Genomic DNA, 20,793 nt, shown 5'->3' with positions numbered 1-20,793 from the left:
ACATGCACCGGGGGAAAGGAATGAAGTTTGTAGGAGATTCAAGGATACCGGCTGAAAAAAAACCGAATATACCGAAAGACTATTCAGAGTATCCTGGAAAGACAGAGGCGTTTTGGCCGAACTTCCTGCTGAAAGAATGGATGGTCGGGGCCGTTTTCCTCGTCGGATTTCTCGTTTTAACGATTGTGCACGAGCCGCCTTTGGAACGGGTGGCGGACCCGACGGATACAGGGTATATTCCGCTGCCGGATTGGTATTTTCTATTTTTATACCAGCTATTAAAATATGAATATGCCGCAGGGAGCTACACCGTTATCGGCGCGATGATTATACCGGGTCTTGCCTTCGGGTCGCTGCTTTTGGCTCCGTTTCTCGACAGGGGGTCTGAAAGAAGGCCGTGGAAGCGTCCGGTTGCGGTCGGCATGATGCTTTTGGCGCTTTGCGCTACGGTCTTTTTAACGTGGCAGTCAGTCGCGACGCATGACTGGGCGAAGGCGGAGGAGCAAGGGAAAATCAAAAAAGAAGCCGCCATTGATACTGAATCAGACGGTTATAAGGTATTTAAAGAACAAGGCTGTATTTCCTGTCACGGGGATAATCTTCAAGGCGGAAGCGCCGGTCCGTCCCTGGTCGATAACGGGCTGAGCCCGGAAGAAATTAAAAAAATCGCCGTCAAAGGGAAAGGGCAGATGCCAGCCGGTATTTTTAAAGGGAATGACAAACAGCTTGATCAGCTGGCGAAGTTCATTTCTGAAACGACAGCGAAATAACGTATTGTGAAGTAGACAATAGCAGGATATACTTTTATGAAAAGAGCTGACCGGATGTCAGCTTTTTTTGCATGATACATACTTTTTACGGACTGAGAGTTGATGGTATGAGGTGGATTTCTTATCTTTTAGGGTTGCGCGGCATGCTTCTGCTTGTTCTTGCCGTTAATTTTATCGGTACGGTGTACGGCTATTATTGGTATGTGCCTCAGCTTGCGGACACGCCGTTCCGATTTCTGATATTTGTGCCTGACAGCCCGACGGCGACGTTTTTCTTCCTGTTCGTGCTTCTGGCATTTCTCATGGGAAGAAACGCGCCGCTGTTTGAAGCGCTGGCTCTTGTAACCCTTGTAAAATACGGGCTGTGGGCGGTCGGAATGAATGTCTTTGTGCTGGTCAAAATGGGGCAGATGCCTTGGGAAGGGTACATGCTGATTGCTTCACATTTTGCCATGGCCGTTCAAGGCGTTTTATACAGCCCGTATTTTCGGTTCCGGTTAAGGCATCTTGCCGTTGCCGCTGTTTGGACGCTTCATAATGATGTCATTGATTATCTTTTCGGCATGATGCCCCGCTACTCAATGCTCAATGACTATATGCAAGAGATCGGCTATGCTACATTCTGGCTGAGCATATTTTCACTCGGCCTTGCATACTATTTGGTGATTTCTAAAAGACGGATAAAGCTTGACTTACACTGATAGAATCTTGGTCTAACCTTGTCCCGCTCCTCATATTCTGTAAAGAGAAGGAGTGGGAGGGACCTCTATGAAACGAAAGCTGACGATCTGTCTTTTACTTGCTCTTATGTGTTTCATCACAACTGCCAAAGCTGAAGATGAGGGCGGTCTCAAGGAACTGAACGACCTTTCGGATACCGTTTTCCAAATGACGCGGCATTCGCAGTATGATGAGGCTCTGCAAGTGCTTGGCTACTTTAAGAAAAAAATGACACACGTAAACTCACTGAGCGGCGCCGAAGTCAGGCAGGTGACTCTGGGTTTCAATGATTTAGTGCGCGTTCTGAAACAGGCAGACGCCTCAGATACCGAAAAAATCCGGGCAGCCGCCCAGTTCAGGTTGGTAATGGATGCGATGGAAGACCACTCCGATCCGCTGTGGGGTTCGCTTGAAAGACCGATTATGGCGACATTCAGCGCCTTAAAAGAAGATGTCAGCGGAAACGGAAGTGAAAATTTCAATGAAAAGTGGAATGAATTTATATCATTATATGATTTAATTTATCCCAGCCTGACAATGGATGTGTCGGCCGGCCAGCTTGATACGGTGGCGAAACATATCGAGGTGATTGAGCAGGACGGGTTTCAGCAGATGACAAAAGGAACAAAGCTTGAGCGTCTGACGCTCCTGCAGCAGGATTTAAAGCGGGTTTTTGACAAGGTGGAGCGGGATGACGCTGACCCTTCGCTGCTCTGGGTCATTCTGACAACAGGCGGTATCATTATTACTGCGCTGACATATGTCGGCTACCGAAAATACAGAGCGGAAAAAAAGAAAGAGAAAAAGCGTGAGTATCCTAAGTCTAAATAAACACAAATTGCTGTAAAGGAGCTAAGGCAGTGAAAAAACTCATCCAGCAATTGGCTTCAAAACACCTCCCGCAGCCGATCAGAGGCAGAAAAGGGGCGACTGACGAAGGACCGCGAAACCTCGCGCGTGACTTCCAGAATCCTGACATGCTCGTTCCGCCTTCAACGGATGCAGGAACGGTTCAAAACTTGAAATTCTCATTTTCTGATACGCATATGAGGCTTGAAGACGGCGGATGGTCCAGAGAGGTGACGGTCAGGGAACTGCCGGTATCCAAAAACATCGCGGCGGTGAACATGAGACTGAAGCCGGGAGCTGTGCGGGAGCTTCATTGGCATAAAGAAGCCGAATGGGGATATGTGATTAACGGAGGAGTCCGTTTAACTGCGGTCGATCAAAATGGAAGGAATTTTATTGACAACGTAAGTGAAGGGGATCTGTGGTATTTTCCTTCCGGCATTCCTCATTCCATTCAAGGATTAGAGCAGGGCAGTGAGTTTTTGCTCGTCTTTGATGACGGCTCTTTTTCAGAAAACAGCACCTTTTCAGTAACGGACTGGTTTGCCCATACCCCGCGCAGCGTGCTGGAGGCGAACTTCGGTGTTTCCGGATATGACTTGGCCTACATTCACAAGAAAGAGCGTTACATGTTCCAGCTGGAACCGCCTCCCCCGATTGAGCGGGCAGCAGTTTCTTCCCCGGAAGGCACCGTTTTGGAGCCGTTCAGCTACAAGCTTTCCCGGCAGGAGCCTCTTGTTACCAGCGGGGGAAGAGTAAAGATTGTCGATTCAAAAACGTTTAAGGTGTCAAAAACGATTGCCGCAGCTCTCGTGGAAGTCGAACCCGGAGGCATGAGAGAATTGCATTGGCATCCGAATACGGACGAGTGGCAGTATTATCTTTCAGGAGAAGCGAAAATGACGGTGTTTGCGGCGGAGGGAAGAGCGCGGACATTTAACTATCAAGCAAGTGACGTAGGATATGTTCCTATTGCAATGGGACATTATGTTCAGAATACCGGTGACACCGTACTTCGCTTTCTGGAAATTTTCAAAAGCGACCGTTTCGAAGACGTCTCCTTAAACCAATGGCTGGCACTGACGCCGCAGCGCTTCGTCGAACAGACGCTCAATGTCAGTCCGGCATTCGCCCGCCGATTGAAAAAGAAAAAATCACCGGTTGTCAAATGGAAACACAAACAGTAAAGGCGGCAAAAGCCGCCTTTTTATTATCGTCTGATCGGATTTTTATTTTCATCAAGCGTAAATCCTTCGCCGAGCACATCATGAACGTCGCTTACTGCAACAAAGGCGTGCGGGTCAACGGAAGTGATGACGCTTTTCAAAAGCACAATTTCGTTTTTCGGAACGACGCAGTAAAGAACGTCCCTGTCTTCTTTTGTATAGGATCCCTGTCCTTTTAAAACAGTGACGCCGCGCTCCATCTCTTCAATGATTTTTTGCTGGATCAAATCGTTTTTCGAAGAAATAATCGTTGCCCCTTTTGCGGCATAGCCGCCTTCCTGTATAAAATCAATCAATCTCGCAGCGACAAAAACGGCTACAAGCGTGTACATTGCTTCCTTGTAAGAAAGATACGTAAACAAAGAAAGCAAAATGACACAGGCGTCAAAGGCAAACATCGTCCGGCCCATCGGGATTCCGAAAAATTTGTTGATCAGCCTGGCGATGATATCGACCCCGCCCGTCGTGCCGCCGTATTTAAAAATAATGCCGAGACCCGCGCCGATAAATACACCGGCGAATAAGGCGGCCAGCGCTAAATCATGCGACAGCGGCATATGAATTTCGTAACGCTGAAAAACACTCAGAAAAACAGAAAGAGAGACGGTGCCGATCAGGGTATAGACAAACATCGTCCGGCCGAGCATACGCCAGCCGATGAAAAAGATAGGAATGTTCAATACCAGGTTGGAAATAGAAGGGCTGATGTGGAATAACGCATATAAAAGCAGCGTAATGCCGGTAAATCCGCCTTCCGCCAAATTGTTCTGCATATTAAAGTGAACCAGTCCGAATGAAAAAACAGCGGCGCCGATTAAAATAAAGCAAATGTTTTTGATTCTGATTTCTCCAAGCATTGCATCAAACCCCTTTTCCTTCCATAAGATTGCGTAAATATTATAGTGGATACAAAAGAAAACAGCAAACTGCCGTTTTTAACATTTGTCAAATGTACTTGAATTAGCTAACATGGAAGAGATGACAGGAGGTATTCGCACAGTGAGTGACAAAACGATGAAAGACTTACAAGCTGAGGTCGATGAATATATCGGCCAATTCAAAGAAGGCTATTTCAGCCCGCTTGCCATGATGGCCCGTCTCACGGAAGAGCTGGGCGAACTTGCAAGAGAAGTCAACCATTATTATGGGGAAAAGCCGAAGAAAACGACGGAAAATGAGAAAAGCATGGAAGAGGAAATGGGCGATGTGCTGTTCGTCCTGATCTGCCTCGCCAACTCCCTTGATATTTCATTGGAGGAAGCTCATAACCGCGTCATGCATAAATTTAATACACGTGATAAAGACCGCTGGACTAGAAAAGAAGAAGGAAAGTAGGAGAAACCATGTCAAATGAAACCATTAAAGTCGTCATTGCCGGACCGAGAGGCAGAATGGGCCAGGAGGCCGTAAAACTTGCCGTCCGCACGCCTCATTTTGAGCTTGTCGGCGCCATTGACCATACATACGATCAGCAAACATTGCGGGAAGTGATGTCAGCTGATTCAGACGCTCTTATTTATACGGATATCCGCGCATGTTTCCAAGAAACAAAACCGGATGTGCTGATCGATTTGACAACGCCTGAAATCGGCAAAAAACATACGAAAGCCGCTCTTGAACACGGCGTCCGCCCCGTTGTGGGAACGACCGGATTTTCTGAAGCGGATTTAGAGGAGCTTCAAGCCTTGACTGAAGAAAAAGGAATCGGCGCCATCATCGCTCCGAACTTTGCATTGGGCGCGGTGCTGATGATGAAGTTCTCACAAATGGCCGCCAACTATTTTGAAGATGTAGAAATCATTGAACTTCATCATGATCAAAAGCTGGATGCCCCGAGCGGAACGGCGCTGAAAACAGCGGAAATGATCTCAAGCGTCCGTACAGAAAAGCAGCAGGGCCATCCTGATGAAAAAGAAATTCTGCCAGGCGCCCGCGGTGCTGAATTAAACGGCATCCGCCTTCACAGCGTGCGTCTGCCGGGCCTTATCGCCCACCAGGAAGTCATGTTCGGCATGGACGGCCAGACGCTGAAACTGCGCCATGACTCCTATAACCGGGCTTCCTTTATGTCAGGAGTAAAGCTGTCAGTGGAGCAAGTGATGAAAATCGACCAGCTTGTATACGGACTCGAAAATATTATCGACTGAATCGGCAAGGGGGAGAACATCAAATGAAAATCGCTTTGATTGCTCACGATAAGAAAAAGCAGGATATGGTTCAGTTTACGACCGCATATAAAGATATACTGAGCCATCACGAGTTATACGCGACAGGTACGACAGGCCTGAAAATCCAGGAAGCGACCGGATTGTCTGTTGAACGTTTTCAATCCGGCCCGCTCGGCGGAGATCAGCAAATCGGCGCATTGATTGCGGCAAATGCCCTGGATCTCGTCATTTTTCTGCGCGATCCGTTAACTGCGCAGCCTCACGAACCGGATGTCTCGGCGCTGATCCGGCTGTGTGACGTATACGCGATCCCGCTCGCCACAAATATGGGGACAGCGGAAATCCTCGTCCGGACGCTGGACGGCGGGGCATTTGATTTCCGCAATCTTGTGCGCGGAGGAGAGCCGAATGTCTGAACACGTTGATATTCTGGCGTTCGGCGCCCATAGTGATGATGTCGAGATCGGTATGGGCGGCACGATCGCAAAATTTACGGCTCAAGGGAAAACCGCGGTGATATGCGATTTGACCCAGGCCGAACTATCATCTAACGGAACGGTAGGGATAAGAAAAGAAGAAGCGGCAGAGGCGGCACGAATTCTCGGCGTAAAAGAGAGAATCCAGCTTACGCTTCCCGACCGCGGGCTTTTGAAAAGTGAGGACGGCATCCGCCGGATTGTCAGTGTCATCAGAGCCTGCCGGCCGAAAACCGTTTTCATGCCTTATCCGAAAGACCGCCATCCTGACCACGGCAATGCGGCGGCTTTGGTCGAAGAAGCGGTGTTCTCGGCGGGAATTCATAAATACAGAGATCACCAGGAACTGCCGGCTCATAAGGCTCAGCGCGTATACTATTATATGATCAACGGGTTTCACCGTCCGGACTTTGTAATCGACATAACGGAAACCATCGATCTGAAAAAAGAAAGCCTGCACGCCTATCAAAGCCAGTTTATTCCTACGGCGCAGTCAGTGAACACACCGCTGACCAACGGTTATATCGAAATGGTGGAAGCGCGGGAAAGACTGTATGGCAAAGAAGCCGGGACGGGGTATGCCGAGGGTTTCTTTTCAAAACAGCTTCCCGTTTTGAATGATGATGTTTTTGGGGGCGGACAATGAGACCATTAAAAATAGGGATTACATGCTACCCGAGTGTCGGAGGCTCGGGTATTATTGCGACGGAACTCGGCAAGCTGCTTGCGGAAAAAGGGCACCAGGTTCATTTCATCACATCAAGCATCCCGTTCAGATTAAATACATATCATCCGAATATTCATTTTCATGAGGTGGAAGTCAACCAATACGCGGTATTTAAATATCCGCCTTATGACCTTACGCTGGCGAGCAAAATCGCCGAGGTTGCCGCGAGGGAAAATCTTGATATCATTCACGCGCATTATGCGCTGCCGCATGCGGTATGCGCTTATCTTGCCAAACAGATGCTCAAACGCGACATCGGCATCGTGACGACGCTTCACGGTACGGACATCACCGTTTTAGGATATGATCCGTCATTAAAAGATTTAATCCGTTTTGCCATCGAAGCGTCCGACAGAGTGACGGCGGTATCAACCGCGCTTGCCGGAGAAACATATGACTTAATCAAGCCGGATAAAAAAATTGAGACCATCTACAACTTTATTGATGAACGTGTTTATCTTAAGAAAAATACAGAGAGTATAAAAGAGAAACATGGCATTTTGCCGGATGAAAAAGTCGTCATCCATGTCTCGAACTTCAGAAAGGTAAAACGTGTTAAAGATGTCATCCGCGTTTTCCGTAATATCGCAGCCAACACAAAGGCGAAGCTCCTGCTTGTCGGCGACGGGCCGGAAAAGTGCGTCGCTTGGCAGCTTGTCGAAAAATACGGTCTGCAGGATCAAGTGCTGCTCCTCGGAAACCAGGACAGGGTGGAAGAGCTGTATTCCATCAGTGACCTTAAGCTCCTTCTTTCTGAAAAAGAAAGTTTCGGACTCGTACTTCTGGAGGCGATGGCCTGCGGCGTGCCGTGCATCGGAACAAATATCGGCGGAATACCGGAAGTGATTAAAGATCAAGTAAGCGGTTTTCTGGTGGAAGTCGGCGATATTCAGGCGGCATCTGAAAAAGCGCTTGCCGTTTTAGAAGATACACAGCTCAGCAAACGATTGACTGATCATGCGCTGAAAATGGTGGAGACCGCCTTTTCTTCGCAAAGAATCGTCAGTCAGTATGAACGGATTTATGACGAATTGGCAGGACCGGAGTGATCTTATGGAACAGGAATTTGTCAAAGCCCTCCCCATCCTTCATCACCTGATGAAGGCGGGCCATCAGGCGTACTTTGTCGGGGGAGCCGTCAGAGACAGCTATATGAAACGAAAAATAGGTGATGTGGACATCGCAACCAGCGCTTCGCCGAATGAGGTGGAGCGTCTCTTTAAGCGGACTGTCGATGTAGGAAAAGAGCACGGCACCGTCATCGTCCTGTGGGAAGATGAAACCTATGAAGTCACCACTTTTCGTGCCGAATCAGAATATAAGGACTACCGGCGCCCTGAAGCTGTGCGGTTCATTACTTCTTTATCAGAAGACTTAAAGCGGAGAGACTTAACGATTAATGCGATGGCGATGTCTGCCGAAGGAGAGCTGCTTGATTATTTCGGAGGCGCGCATGATATCGGACAAAAGCTGATCCGTACGGTGGGTAACCCTGAAGACCGTTTTCGGGAAGACGCTCTGCGGATGATGAGAGCCGTCCGCTTTATGAGTCAGCTCGGCTTTCTGTTAGAAAAAGAAACAAGAGAGGCCGTCATAAAAGACAGGGAGCTTTTGGCACATGTATCAGTAGAACGAAAGACCGTCGAGTTTGAAAAGCTGCTGCAGGGCGCTTCCTCACAAGAAGCGATTCAAACGATGGTGCAAACAGGTTTGATACAAGAGCTGCCCGGCCTTTCCGGTTATGAGCAGCAAATGCTGGAAGCGAGCGGCTTTCCGTTTTCTTCTTTAGATGCACGCGAAGAACGCTGGGCAGCGCTGTTATTGTTTCTCGGTCTTTGTCCGAAAAGCGCCGAGGCGTTTTTAAAACAATGGAAACTGCCGGGAAAAGTCATAAAAAAAGCGATGCAGATCATAAGCGTTTATCCGGCGCAGCTGGAAGCGGAAGCGATGTACCGGGCGGGAGAGGCGCTGTTTTCAGCCGTTAAAATCGGGATGCTGAAAAAGCATAAGACGATTGATGAACAAAAGCTGAAAGAGGTTCAGAGCCTGTATGAGCAGCTGCCGATCAAAAGCCTTCGAGACCTCGACATTTCAGGCGCTGATCTGATGGAGCTCAGAAACCGCCGCGCGGGTAAATGGGTGGCCGAAGAACTTCGCCGGATCGAAGAAGCGGTATTGGCAGGGAAGCTCCCTAACCGAAAACATGACATAAAGGAGTGGCTCGCATCATGGGATCAACATTAAGAACCCGATTAATTGATTTATTTTCTGAGGCGGGTGACGGCTTTATCTCCGGGCAGAAAATAAGTGACGCGCTCGGCTGCTCGAGAACCGCCGTTTGGAAACATATAGAGGAGCTCCGCAAAGAGGGCTATGAGGTTGAGGCGGTCAGGCGAAAAGGGTACAGGCTCATTAAAAAACCGGGGAAACTCAGTGAATCCGAAATCCGTTTCGGGCTGAAAACAGAGGTTTTGGGCAAACAGCTTCATTACCGGGACGTCCTGCCGTCCACCCAAAAAACCGCTCATGAACTTGCCAATGACGGCGCGCCGGAAGGGACGCTCGTAGTCGCCGATAAACAAACGGCAGGCAGAGGAAGAATGGCCAGAGTATGGCATTCACAGGAGGGAAACGGGATTTGGATGAGCCTCATTCTGAGACCCGACGTTCCTTTGCAAAAAACGCCGCAGCTCACCCTGTTATCTGCCGTTGCGGTCGTTCAGGCCATCGAGGCTTTTACAGGTGTACAGCCCGCCATTAAATGGCCGAATGATTTAATGATTCACGGCAAAAAAGCCGTCGGGATTTTAACTGAGCTGCAGGCAGAAGAAGACCGTGTCCGTTCGGTTATTCTCGGGATCGGCATCAACGTGAACCAGCAGGAAACCGATTTTCCCGGCGAGCTTCAGGACATTGCGACAAGCCTCAGCATGGAAGCCGGCGAGAAAATTGACAGAGCGGGTCTGATACAAGAGATTCTGCTGACTTTTGAAAAACGCTATCAGGATTACTTGAACCACGGCTTTACACCGATCAAGCTGCTATGGGAAAGCTATGCGGTCGGACTGGGGAACGAGCTCAGAGCGAGAACGCTGCAAGGGACGTTTTACGGGAAATCGCTCGGCATTGATGATGAGGGAGTTCTTCTCTTGGAAACGAGAGATGGTATAAAGAAGATCTATTCTGCCGATATTGAGCTCAATTAATCTTAGTTGGTACAAGCCTCGTGAATTTGGTATACTTCCTATGGGCAGTATCATAATGAACTGCACCCGATCAGCAGAACAGAGATTACGAAAAGTCTGCCTTGATCCAAAAAAGGACTGGGACAGAGGGATGACATTCGCCGAACGTTAAACAAGTGGGAATCCTTCTTATTTTACAGAAGGCTTTTTTGCTTGCGAAGAATTGGCGGCTCATCTCCTCACCGTTTAGAGGAGGAGAAACAGAATGAAAACAAAACTGGATTTCGTGAAAATGAAGGAAAACGGAGAGCCGATCGTAATGCTGACCGCTTACGATTATCCGCAGGCAAAGCTTGCGGAGCAGGCGGGAGTCGACATGATTTTAGTCGGGGATTCGCTCGGAATGGTCGTGCTCGGACTCGATTCAACAGTCGGCGTAACGGTCAGTGACATGATTCACCATACAAAAGCGGTAAAACGCGGTGCGAAAAATACGTTTATCGTAACTGACATGCCGTTTATGTCTTACCACCTTTCAAAAGAGGATACATTGAAAAACGCCGCGGCCATTATTCAGGAAAGCGGCGCGGACGCGTTAAAGCTGGAAGGCGGAGACGGCGTTTTCGAATCCATCCGCGCGCTGACTCTCGGCGGAATTCCCGTCGTCAGCCATTTAGGCCTCACACCGCAGTCTGTCGGCGTATTAGGCGGATATAAAGTACAGGGAAAAGATGAGCAAAGCGCGAAAAAGCTCATTGAAGACAGCATCAAATGCGAGCAGGCGGGAGCGATGATGCTCGTGCTTGAATGCGTGCCTGCTGAACTGACTGCTAAAATAAAAGAAGAAGTATCTATTCCCGTCATCGGAATCGGAGCCGGTTCAAAAGCGGACGGCCAAGTCCTTGTCTATCATGACGTCGTCGGCCACGGCGTGGACAGAACCCCGAAGTTCGTGAAGCAATACGCCAAAATCGACGGCACGATTGAGTCGGCCCTCAGCGGTTATGTCCGTGATGTGAAAGAACGGGTTTTCCCGGAAGAAAAGCATTCCTTTCAGATAAACCAAACTGTGCTGCAAGGCTTGTACGGAGGAAAGTAAGCGATGAAACAACTGACAGAAACTCAACAGCTGAAAGAATTGATTGCACAATACCGCTCAGAAGGCCGGACGATCGGATTCGTCCCGACAATGGGTTTTCTTCATGAAGGACATCTGACGCTGGTTGAAAAAGCAAGCAAAGAAAACGATATTGTCGTGATGAGCATCTTTGTCAATCCGACTCAATTCGGACCGGGCGAGGATTACGAAGCATATCCGCGAGATTTAAAGCGCGATGCCCGGCTTGCAGAACAGGCGGGGGCAGATGTTTTGTTTACGCCGTCTCCAAGTGATATGTACAAAGGCGAGCAAAATGTTGCCGTGCAAGTGAAAAGGAGAACTGACGTGTTGTGCGGCGCCTCCCGCGTCGGCCATTTTGACGGAGTGGCCACTGTGCTGACGAAGTTTTTCAATCTCGTTAAACCGACCCGCGCCTACTTCGGCCTGAAAGATGCCCAGCAGGCAGCGGTTGTGGACGGATTGATTGAGGATTTCTTTATGGATATCGAATTGGTTGCAGTGGACACGGTCAGAGAAGAAGACGGACTTGCCAAAAGCTCTCGCAACGTCTATCTGACTGAGCAGGAACGCAAAGAAGCGCCGATGATCTATAAAGCATTGCAGCAAGGTGCCGAACTGATTAGAGACGGTGAAAGAAATCCGGAAACCGTTATAAAAACCGTCACCGATATCATCGAAAACACAAGCGGCGTCATTGATTATGCCGAACTGTACGCTTATCCGGAGCTGACTCCGCTTAAAACATTAAACGGCAAGGTCATTCTGGCCTGTGCCGTCCAATTTTCTAAAGCCAGACTGATTGATAATATCATTATTGATATTGATGAATGGGAGAGATCATAATATGTACCGCACTATGATGGCCGGAAAACTGCACCGCGCTACCGTGACGGAAGCCAATTTAAACTATGTCGGCAGCATTACGATTGATGAAGATCTTTTAGATGCCGTCGGAATGCTCGCTAATGAAAAAGTTCAGATTGTGAATAATAATAACGGAGCGAGACTTGAAACGTATATTATTCCCGGTAAGCGGGGGAGCGGCGTCATCTGTTTAAACGGAGCAGCCGCCCGTCTCGTCCAAGAAGGAGATAAAGTCATTATTATTTCTTATCAAATGATGTCTGATCAGGAAGCAAAAAGCCATCAGCCGAAGGTGGCCGTTCTGGATGATCAGAATAAAATCGAGCAGATGCTGGGCCAGGAGCCGGCACACACGATTTTGTAAAAGAGCCCCCTTCATGGGGGTTTTCTTTTAAGATTTAGGGGCAAAAGCTGTTTTTCCGCTCCATTTCTCAACAAAACGTGTTACACTTTTCTCGTATGCAAGAATTGAGGTGTCCATTTTAATGAACAAACAACGGTTCGTTGTCATAGATGTCGAAACAACAGGAAATTCGCCGAAAAAGGGCGATAAAATCATTCAAATCGCAGCGGTTGTCATTGAAAATGGACAAATAACTGAGCGGTTTTCAAAATATATCAATCCGAATCAGGCCATCCCGCCGTTTATTGAACAGCTGACCGGAATATCGTCCGGAATGGTTGAAAATGAACTGCCGTTTGAAGCGGTCGCGGAGGAGATTTTTCATCTGCTTGACGGCGCGTATTTTGTTGCCCACAATATTCATTTCGACCTCGGATTTGTCCGGCATGAACTGAGCGAAGCGGGCTATGAGCTGCCGGATTGTGAAGTGCTTGATACGGTTGAGCTTTCGCGTATTGTTTTCCCGGGGTTTGAAGGATATAAGCTCGGTGAGTTGTGTGCGGAGCTGAATATTGTTCATGACCGCCCTCACCGCGCAGACAGCGATGCGGAGGTTACGGGACTGGTCTTTTTAGACATTTTACATAAACTGAAACATTTGCCTTTACCGACATTAAAGCAGCTTAGAAGGCTTTCACAGCATTTTATCAGCGATTTGACGCTGCTTTTGGATTCTTTTATACATGAAAGCAGGCCGGCGGAAGAAAAAAGCTGCATTCCATACGCCTCTTTTTCAATTAAAGAGCCCGATCACATTCCGGTTTCCCGTCCGGTGAATGCGGCCATTGACCTTGAAAAGTGGAACGAAGAAAAAGAACAGATCTTATCCGGCATCATCCCCCGCTATGAAAAGCGGAAAGGGCAGCTTTCGATGATGGATGAAGTGCTTGGCGCCTTCCGCAATCGGGAGCATGCGCTGATTGAAGCGGCACCCGGCATCGGAAAAACGATCGGTTATCTCGTTCCGGCTGTTTTATTTGCCAAAGCGGAGCAGACTCCCGTCATTATCAGCACGTACTCTACTCTTTTGCAGCAGCAGATCATGTCTAAAGATCTTCCGCTTTTGGAGCGTATGTTTCCTTGGCCGGTCAAAGCCGCTATTTTAAAAGGGAAATCACATTATCTGTGCCTGCCTAAGTTTGAACATATTCTGCATGAGGAAGATGACAACTATGATGCGGTTTTGACGAAAGCGCAGCTTCTCGTCTGGCTGACGGAGACTGAAACGGGCGACGCCGCTGAGCTGAATCTTCCATCAGGCGGCAGATTGCTGTGGGAGCGCATGGCTTACGATGAGAATTCTTTTTTTAAAAAAGGGAAGGACTCGGCTGCCGGGTTTTATGAACGGGCTAAAGAAAAAGCGCAGGCCGCAGATCTGATTATCACAAACCATGCTTTGCTGTTTTCAGATCAAAGCAGTGAAACGAAAAAACTGCCTGCAAGCGGAACAATCATCATTGATGAAGCGCATCATTTCGAACGCGCCGCCAGCGAGCACCTGGGGAAGAGAGCTTCATACATCGGACTGCACACAAAGCTCAGCCGAATCGGAACCTTAAAGGAACACGGACTGTTAAAGCGGATGAGAAAACTGTTTTATACGTATGAACTGCCGGCGGAAAGTTTTTTTGACGCCGATGAGTGGATGAAGCATATTCAATCGGAAAGCGACGCATTTTTCAGTTCAGTGCATTCTTTTGTCAAACGAAGAAAACCTAAAGACGATCTGAACCGTCTCGTTTATAGTCTCAATCATAAAAGCCAGGATAAAGGGTTTCACATGATAACGGACGGAGCGGAGCGGCTTTGTGCGATGCTGGATCAGCTGCTTGACATGTTTTCAGTACAGGAGAAACTGTTACATCAAAAGCTTGATCAGATGAAAAGCGGAGCGGCTTTTTTAGCGGCCGAATATGTAAAGTGTATCAGGGGGCTGAAAGAATATCGCGATACGTTCAGCAGGCTGCTGTTTGAAAATGATGAGAAAGAAGCCGTTTGGGTTGAAATTGACGCGAAGGGCGCAAAAAATGCCGTCAGTATCTATGCGCAGCCTTTGGAGCCCGGTGAAATGCTGGCAGACCAGTTTTTCGCCCGCAAAAAAAGCGTTGTGCTCACATCAGCGACCTTAATGGTGGAGCATTCTTTTCAATTTATGATTGAAAGGCTTGGACTTGCGGATTTTTATCCGCGCACCAAAAGCATCCCGTCTCCTTTTTCTTATGATGATCAGATGAACGTCATCATTCCGAAAGAGATGAAATCCGTTAAATATGACGGAGAGCGGGAAGTCATTGAGCATATTGCCAAGTATGCAGAAATCATGTCAAAGGGAAAACAGCCGAAGATCCTTGTCCTGTTTACGTCTCATGATATGCTGAAAAAAGTGTATCAGGAACTGAAACTCAGTATGGAGATATCAGGCATTCAGCTTCTCGCCCAAGGTATTTCGGGCGGGAGTCCCGGTAAATTAATGAAAACCTTTAAAACGGCAAGCCGGGCGATTTTGCTTGGGACGAATCATTTCTGGGAAGGCGTTGATTTTCCGGGGGATGAATTGTCAACCGTCATGATCGCAAGACTTCCTTTCAGGGCGCCTGACAATCCGCTTCATGCCGCAAAATGCGAATTTGCCAAGAAGCAGGGGAAAAATCCGTTTCAGACGATTTCCCTGCCTGAGGCTGTGTTAACGTTAAGACAGGGGATCGGGCGCCTGCTCCGTACGGCGGGAGACAAGGGAACAATCGTTCTTTTAGATCAGCGTGTAAAGACGGCGGGATACGGACGGCTGTTTCTTGAAGCGCTCCCGACTTCATCCCTTTTGGAGCTGACGGATGCCGAACTCGGGGCTTATGTCAGCCAAACGGAATAAAAGCCGCATAAACGCGGCTTTCGTGGTGTGGGATGAGGAATTGTTTTTATAGTAAAAGCGGGTTCATGCCGCCTTGTGATTTTATTATGCCGCGGGCGCATCCCGTTATGACTAACAAAATTTGTTCGACCGATGGAGGGTATAAAAATGGAAAGCAAAATTGAAATTCTGTCAACGATTAATGTGGAGCATTCAGATGATTTATATAAAATCGTCGATACATTAAACCGGACTTTGAAACGGGACAATCTGATGTTCGGCCTTGCGCTCGACGAAGAAAATCAAAATGAAGCGGTCTTCACCATTTATCGCACATAGGTGAAAAAGATGAGAAAAAAAGCATTAATATTTACAGCCGTATTTGGTATTATTTTTTTAGCAGTTCTTTTATTTTCGGCCAGCATTTTTAAATCTGCAATGGCCCAAAAAGAAGAAGGCCACGAAACAGCTGCCGCAGCCGCTAAAGAAAAAACGGATCTGACAGATGCTGAGAAAGTGGAGACCTTTGTCGGCAAACAGAAATATTATGTTGTTACCGGAACGGATAAACATGGAAAATATATGTATGTATGGGTTCCTGCCGACAAAAAAGCAAAAATTCTCTCAAAAAAAGCCAGTGACGGCATTTCAAGCGGCAAGGCTGCCAAGATCGTTCGGGACGAAGGGCTTGTTTCCAAGCTGAATGGTGTTCACCCGGCGAGAGAAAACAATGTTCCGTTATGGGAAGTGACCTATATCAACAAAAGCGGGCAGTATAGCTTTAGCTATGTGGACTTTACAAGCGGCAAGATTCTCAAAAACATCACACCGTGAGACGTATTAGGGGGAGTTCAAGTTGAAATTGGCAAAAAGAGTATCCGCATTAACACCGTCTGCAACACTTGCAATTACTGCAAAAGCGAAAGAGCTGAAAGCAGAAGGCCATGATGTCATCGGCCTCGGAGCAGGAGAACCGGATTTTAATACGCCTCAGCACATTATAGATGCCGCGGTGCGTTCCATGAATGAAGGCCATACGAAATATACGCCTTCAGGCGGTCTGCCGGCGCTGAAAGACAGTATCGCAAAAAAATTCAAAAACGACCAGGGGATTGAATATAAGCCGTCAGAAATCATTGTCTGCACCGGAGCGAAACACGCTCTGTATACATTATTTCAGGTTATTCTCGATGAAGGGGACGAAGTGATTATACCGACTCCTTACTGGGTCAGCTACCCTGAGCAGGTGAAACTGGCAGGGGGGCGTCCCGTCTATGCAGAAGGGCTGGAATCCAATCAGTTTAAAATTTCACCGGAGCAGCTGAAGCAGGCTATCACGGAGAAAACAAAAGCGCTCATTATCAATTCACCGAGCAACCCGACAGGTGTTATGTATACGAAAGAAGAGCTTGCGGAACTCGGAAAAGTGTGTCTGGAGCATGGCATTCTGATCGTTTCTGACGAGATTTATGAGAAGCTTACATACGGAGGAAAAAAACACGTCTCAATCGCACAGCTTTCAGGTGAATTGAAAGAGCAGACGATCATCATTAACGGCGTGTCGAAATCTCACAGCATGACGGGCTGGAGGATCGGCTATGCGGCGGGTTCGGAGACGATTATTAAAGCGATGACGAGCCTTGCGAGCCACAGCACATCAAATCCGACGTCCATCGCTCAATACGGCGCTATTGCGGCCTATAACGGGCCGGCTGAGCCGCTGGAAGAGATGAGACAGGCATTTGAGCACAGACTGAACACCATTTACGCTCAGCTCAGTGAGATTCCCGGATTCACCTGTGTCAAGCCTGAAGGGGCGTTTTACTTGTTCCCTAACGCCAAAGCGGCCGCAGAAAACTGTGGATTCAAAGATGTCGATGAATACGTCAAGGCGCTTCTGGAAGAAGAAAAAGTCGCCGTCGTGCCGGGCTCGGGTTTCGGTTCACCGGACAACGTCCGCTTATCTTACGCAACGTCACTCGATCTTTTAGAAGAAGCGGTCGAAAGAATCCGCCGCTTCACGGAAAAACACAGCTGATTCTGAAAAAGCGGCTTTTAAAGCCGCTTTTCACTTGCATTGACCCCGTTAGAGTAGAACGGGTATAATAAAGTGATGAAAAAAGAGATTCAGGCAGATTCCTGAATGTCTTTCTTGTTCTGGAGGGAAAGAGTTTGAAAACAACAATCAACCAAGTGTATAAACACACAGGCGAGGAAGTAATGATTGGAGCTTGGGTCGCTAATAAACGCTCAAGCGGTAAAATCGCATTTTTACAGCTGAGAGACGGTACCGGCTTCATTCAGGGAGTTGTCGTCAAAGCTGAAGTAGAAGAAGACATCTTCCAAATCGCGAAATCAGTGACGCAGGAAACGTCACTTTATGTAAAAGGAATTGTGAAAGAGGACGAGCGTTCACCGCTTGGCTATGAGCTTGCTGTTACATCCATTGAAGTCATTCACGAAGCGACTGATTATCCGATTACGCCTAAAGAGCACGGTACGGAATTCTTAATGGATCACAGACATTTATGGCTCCGTTCGAAACGCCAGCACGCAATTATGAAAATCCGCAACGAAATCATCCGTGCGACTTATGAATTTTTCAACAAAGAAGGCTTCGTGAAAGTTGATCCGCCGATTTTGACGGGAAGCGCTCCGGAAGGCACGACTGAGCTGTTCGCGACGAAATATTTTGATGAAGACGCCTTCTTGTCTCAAAGCGGCCAGCTGTATATGGAAGCAGCTGCAATGGCGCTCGGAAAAGTATTCTCTTTCGGACCGACGTTCAGAGCGGAAAAATCGAAAACGAAACGCCATCTCATCGAATTCTGGATGATTGAGCCTGAAATGGCATTTGTTGAATTTGAAGAAAACCTTGAAGTTCAGGAGAATTATGTTGCATACATCGTACAAAGTGTGCTGGAACATTGTAAGATCGAGCTGAACACATTAGGGAGAGACACATCGAAGCTTGAGCAAATCAAAGCGCCATTCCCGCGCATTACGTACGATAAAGCGATCGAATTCCTGAAAGAAAAAGGCTTTGACGATATTGAGTGGGGAGATGACTTCGGTGCGCCGCATGAAACAGCGATCGCAGAAAGCTATGACAAACCGGTGTTTATCACTCATTACCCGACGTCATTAAAACCGTTTTATATGCAGCCTGCCAAAGATCGTGACGATGTCGTGTTATGTGCCGACTTAATCGCTCCGGAAGGCTACGGGGAAATCATCGGCGGTTCAGAACGCGTTCATGATATGGATTTATTGGAAGAAAGATTAAAAGAACACGGTCTGGATTCAGATGCTTACAAATGGTATGCTGAACTCAGACAATACGGTTCTGTTCCGCACTCCGGCTTCGGCCTCGGACTTGAGCGGACAGTGGCTTGGATCAGCGGAGCGCCTCACGTGCGTGAAACAATTCCGTTCCCGAGACTTCTGAACCGTCTGTATCCGTAATAGTTTTAAAAAACGAAGTCTCCTGCAAGGGAGACTTTTTCTAAGTAAAGGGGAAAGCTCCCGGAGATAACCTTTTACAGTAAGAGGTGTAAGGATGAAAAAACAGCAATTTATAGATATGCAGGAACTCGGCATTTCAAGCATTCCAAACCTGCTGCTGACACATTACCGGCAGCTTGGGCTGAATGAAACCGAATTGATCCTGCTTTTGAAGATTAAAATGCATTTGGAAAAGGGCTCTTATTTTCCGACGCCGTTTGAACTTCAGTCAGGCATGTCCATCTCTGCTGAAGAATGTACAAGCTGCCTGAGAATGTTTATTCAAAAAGGTTTTCTGTTTATTGAAGAATGTGAAGACCATAACGGCATAAAGTTTGAAAAATATTCTCTGCAGCCGTTATGGGCGAAGCTGTATGATTACATGCAGCATTCACAAAACGAAACGCAGGAAAGAACGTCAGAAAGAGAACAAAAAAGCCTGTATACCATCTTTGAAGAAGAGTTCGGAAGACCGCTGTCGCCGCTTGAATGCGAGACGCTGGCCATATGGCAGGACCAGGATCAGCATGATGCGATTCTGATTAAACACGCCTTAAAAGAAGCCGTTTTATCGGGAAAACTCAGTTTTCGCTATATTGACCGGATTTTATTTGAATGGAAAAAGAACGGCTTCAAAACGGTTGAACAGGCGAAGGCGCACAGCCAAAAATTCCGGCGTGTTCAAACAAAACAAAATGATCCGCAAAAAGAGTATACGAGGCAGGTGCCTTTTTACAATTGGCTGGAACAATAACATGAGAAGGGGAGAAACGTGTTAAATTTAAAGCAGATTGAATATTGTCTTGAAAAAATCGGCGATATGTTTCCGCACGCAGAATGTGAACTTGTCCATTCAAATCCTTTCGAATTGGTTGTGGCAGTCGCATTATCCGCGCAATGTACGGATGCTCTCGTCAACAGAGTGACAAAAACGCTATTTCAAAAATATAAACGGCCCGAAGATTATCTTGCCGTATCGCTGGAAGAACTCCAGCAGGATATTAAATCAATCGGCCTGTACCGTAATAAAGCCAAAAATATTCAAAAGCTGAGCAAAATGATCATCGAAGAGTACGGCGGAGAAGTGCCGAAAGACCGGGATGAGCTTGTGAATCTGCCGGGTGTCGGACGGAAAACGGCAAATGTGGTCGTGTCTGTTGCTTTCGGCGTACCTGCGATTGCAGTAGACACTCATGTGGAGCGGGTCTCTAAACGGCTCGGTATCTGCCGCTGGAAGGACTCTGTTTTGGAAGTAGAGAAAACATTAATGAAAAAAGTGCCGAAAGAGGATTGGTCTGTTACGCATCACAGATTAATATTTTTCGGCAGGTATCATTGTAAAGCGCAATCTCCCCGCTGTGCGGAATGTCCTTTGCTTCCGCTGTGCAGAGAAGGGCAGAAGCGTGACAAAAAAGGGCTGGTGAAACGGTGACGGCGATTGACATTCTGGCAGGCTATGAAACATACCTGCGCAGCCTTACGGACTTGGAAAGCCTCGAGATCAAAACGGCGCTGCGCCGCCATCCGCTGTATATGGATTTCAGCGGTCAGCCAACCGTGCAGCCATGGAGGGAAAGGGGCGAATATGTCCCGTTTCTGTTTCAGATTTGGAACGAAACGAAAGAAACGCTGCTTCCCGTTTTTCAAACAAGAAAATCGAGATGTGATCAAAATGACATGCTGAAGGGAATTGCCTGTCTGATTGCCGCTTTTCACTGGACGGCAGGGGAGCGGGTTACATCACTCGACTGGACTGTGCTTGAAACAAAGCATTTTCCCGCCGAACCGATCAATTGGGCGGAGCGAATGGCGTTTATTTTAACGAAACCGACTCAATTTCACTCGTTTATTCAGCTGGATGAATTGATGACGGAGATGAAGAAACAATATCATAAATATGAAGCCATGAACAAATGTTAAGAACCTCCTTTTC

General features: G+C 47.6%; 23 protein-coding genes. 22 read left to right on the top strand and 1 reads right to left on the bottom strand.

The window, feature by feature from the left end:
• The first annotated feature begins 2 nt into the window (after window positions 1–2).
• The 4 genes from ACKTRM_RS10555 to ACKTRM_RS10540 all read left to right on the top strand — a co-directional run bounded on the left by ACKTRM_RS10555 (window position 3) and on the right by ACKTRM_RS10540 (window position 3,526).
• On the top strand, window positions 3–770 hold the full coding sequence (locus tag ACKTRM_RS10555; protein ID WP_007409471.1) for a menaquinol-cytochrome c reductase cytochrome b/c subunit: 768 nt from the start codon (window positions 3–5) through the stop codon (window positions 768–770).
• 107 nt (window positions 771–877) lie between these two features.
• Window positions 878–1,471 carry a DUF1405 domain-containing protein gene (locus ACKTRM_RS10550; RefSeq protein WP_015240097.1) on the top strand — a complete coding sequence of 198 codons (594 nt, stop codon included), beginning with the start codon at window positions 878–880 and terminating at the stop codon, window positions 1,469–1,471.
• Window positions 1,472–1,538: 67 nt separating this feature from the next.
• Window positions 1,539–2,321 carry a sporulation protein YpjB gene (ypjB, locus tag ACKTRM_RS10545; protein WP_007612217.1) on the top strand — a complete coding sequence of 261 codons (783 nt, stop codon included), beginning with the start codon at window positions 1,539–1,541 and terminating at the stop codon, window positions 2,319–2,321.
• A gap of 29 nt (window positions 2,322–2,350) precedes the next feature.
• A complete protein-coding gene (locus tag ACKTRM_RS10540; RefSeq protein WP_012117850.1) occupies window positions 2,351–3,526 on the top strand; it encodes an oxalate decarboxylase family bicupin in 1,176 nt (391 codons plus the stop codon).
• A 23-nt stretch (window positions 3,527–3,549) separates the two neighbouring features.
• Here ACKTRM_RS10540 and ACKTRM_RS10535 read toward each other — a convergent pair whose 3' ends face one another.
• Window positions 3,550–4,422 (bottom strand): YitT family protein, encoded by an 873-nt coding sequence (locus ACKTRM_RS10535; protein ID WP_003153493.1) that lies wholly within the window; start codon window positions 4,420–4,422, stop codon window positions 3,550–3,552.
• Window positions 4,423–4,564: 142 nt separating this feature from the next.
• Between ACKTRM_RS10535 and ACKTRM_RS10530 the strand changes: the two genes are divergently transcribed.
• The 18 genes from ACKTRM_RS10530 (at window position 4,565) to ACKTRM_RS10445 (ending at window position 20,780) form a co-directional block, all read left to right on the top strand.
• Window positions 4,565–4,900, top strand: a complete 336-nt coding sequence (locus ACKTRM_RS10530) for a nucleotide pyrophosphohydrolase (protein ID WP_003153495.1) — start codon at window positions 4,565–4,567, stop codon at window positions 4,898–4,900.
• An 8-nt stretch (window positions 4,901–4,908) separates the two neighbouring features.
• A complete protein-coding gene (gene dapB / locus ACKTRM_RS10525; RefSeq protein WP_003153497.1) occupies window positions 4,909–5,712 on the top strand; it encodes a 4-hydroxy-tetrahydrodipicolinate reductase in 804 nt (267 codons plus the stop codon).
• 23 nt (window positions 5,713–5,735) lie between these two features.
• Complete coding sequence (gene mgsA / locus ACKTRM_RS10520; RefSeq protein WP_003153499.1) at window positions 5,736–6,149, top strand: methylglyoxal synthase; 414 nt, start codon at window positions 5,736–5,738, stop codon at window positions 6,147–6,149.
• Entirely contained in the window at window positions 6,142–6,855 is a 714-nt protein-coding gene (gene bshB1, locus ACKTRM_RS10515) for a bacillithiol biosynthesis deacetylase BshB1 (protein ID WP_012117849.1), read from the top strand. The genes mgsA and bshB1 overlap by 8 nt, the downstream gene beginning before the upstream one ends.
• A complete protein-coding gene (bshA, locus tag ACKTRM_RS10510) occupies window positions 6,852–7,985 on the top strand; it encodes an N-acetyl-alpha-D-glucosaminyl L-malate synthase BshA (protein WP_012117848.1) in 1,134 nt (377 codons plus the stop codon). Before bshB1 ends, bshA begins: the two co-directional genes overlap by 4 nt.
• Window positions 7,986–7,989: 4 nt before the next feature.
• Window positions 7,990–9,180, top strand: coding sequence for a CCA tRNA nucleotidyltransferase (locus ACKTRM_RS10505; RefSeq protein ID WP_012117847.1), 1,191 nt, complete (start codon window positions 7,990–7,992; stop codon window positions 9,178–9,180).
• Window positions 9,165–10,142, top strand: coding sequence for a bifunctional biotin--[acetyl-CoA-carboxylase] synthetase/biotin operon repressor (locus ACKTRM_RS10500; protein ID WP_012117846.1), 978 nt, complete (start codon window positions 9,165–9,167; stop codon window positions 10,140–10,142). The genes ACKTRM_RS10505 and ACKTRM_RS10500 overlap by 16 nt, the downstream gene beginning before the upstream one ends.
• 244 nt (window positions 10,143–10,386) lie before the next feature.
• Window positions 10,387–11,220, top strand: a complete 834-nt coding sequence (gene panB / locus ACKTRM_RS10495; protein WP_012117845.1) for a 3-methyl-2-oxobutanoate hydroxymethyltransferase — start codon at window positions 10,387–10,389, stop codon at window positions 11,218–11,220.
• Window positions 11,221–11,223: 3 nt separating this feature from the next.
• Window positions 11,224–12,084 carry a pantoate--beta-alanine ligase gene (panC, locus tag ACKTRM_RS10490; protein ID WP_012117844.1) on the top strand — a complete coding sequence of 287 codons (861 nt, stop codon included), beginning with the start codon at window positions 11,224–11,226 and terminating at the stop codon, window positions 12,082–12,084.
• Between the two features lies 1 nt (window position 12,085).
• A complete protein-coding gene (panD, locus tag ACKTRM_RS10485) occupies window positions 12,086–12,469 on the top strand; it encodes an aspartate 1-decarboxylase (RefSeq protein WP_003153510.1) in 384 nt (127 codons plus the stop codon).
• Window positions 12,470–12,590: 121 nt separating this feature from the next.
• The gene (gene dinG / locus ACKTRM_RS10480) at window positions 12,591–15,377 is read left to right on the top strand and encodes an ATP-dependent DNA helicase DinG (protein WP_012117843.1); all 2,787 of its coding nucleotides are present in this window, start codon (window positions 12,591–12,593) and stop codon (window positions 15,375–15,377) included.
• 147 nt (window positions 15,378–15,524) lie between these two features.
• A complete protein-coding gene (locus ACKTRM_RS10475) occupies window positions 15,525–15,695 on the top strand; it encodes a YpmA family protein (protein ID WP_003153512.1) in 171 nt (56 codons plus the stop codon).
• Between the two features lie 9 nt (window positions 15,696–15,704).
• Window positions 15,705–16,190 carry a cell wall elongation/penicillin-binding protein regulator TseB gene (gene tseB / locus ACKTRM_RS10470; protein WP_012117842.1) on the top strand — a complete coding sequence of 162 codons (486 nt, stop codon included), beginning with the start codon at window positions 15,705–15,707 and terminating at the stop codon, window positions 16,188–16,190.
• Window positions 16,191–16,212: 22 nt separating this feature from the next.
• On the top strand, window positions 16,213–17,394 hold the full coding sequence (locus ACKTRM_RS10465; protein WP_012117841.1) for a pyridoxal phosphate-dependent aminotransferase: 1,182 nt from the start codon (window positions 16,213–16,215) through the stop codon (window positions 17,392–17,394).
• Window positions 17,395–17,528: 134 nt separating this feature from the next.
• Window positions 17,529–18,821: an asparagine--tRNA ligase gene (asnS, locus tag ACKTRM_RS10460; protein ID WP_012117840.1), complete on the top strand. Its 1,293-nt coding sequence runs from the start codon at window positions 17,529–17,531 to the stop codon at window positions 18,819–18,821.
• Between the two features lie 94 nt (window positions 18,822–18,915).
• Complete coding sequence (gene dnaD, locus ACKTRM_RS10455) at window positions 18,916–19,614, top strand: DNA replication protein DnaD (RefSeq protein ID WP_003153516.1); 699 nt, start codon at window positions 18,916–18,918, stop codon at window positions 19,612–19,614.
• 18 nt (window positions 19,615–19,632) lie between these two features.
• Entirely contained in the window at window positions 19,633–20,292 is a 660-nt protein-coding gene (gene nth, locus ACKTRM_RS10450; protein WP_007612187.1) for an endonuclease III, read from the top strand.
• Window positions 20,289–20,780 carry a YpoC family protein gene (locus tag ACKTRM_RS10445; protein WP_012117839.1) on the top strand — a complete coding sequence of 164 codons (492 nt, stop codon included), beginning with the start codon at window positions 20,289–20,291 and terminating at the stop codon, window positions 20,778–20,780. Before nth ends, ACKTRM_RS10445 begins: the two co-directional genes overlap by 4 nt.
• The last annotated feature ends 13 nt before the right edge of the window (window positions 20,781–20,793 follow it).

This window comes from Bacillus sp. D7-8 (assembly GCF_052055895.1).
Taxonomy (GTDB): Bacteria; Bacillota; Bacilli; order Bacillales; family Bacillaceae; genus Bacillus; species Bacillus velezensis.
This window is presented reverse-complemented; position numbering and strand designations above follow the sequence as displayed.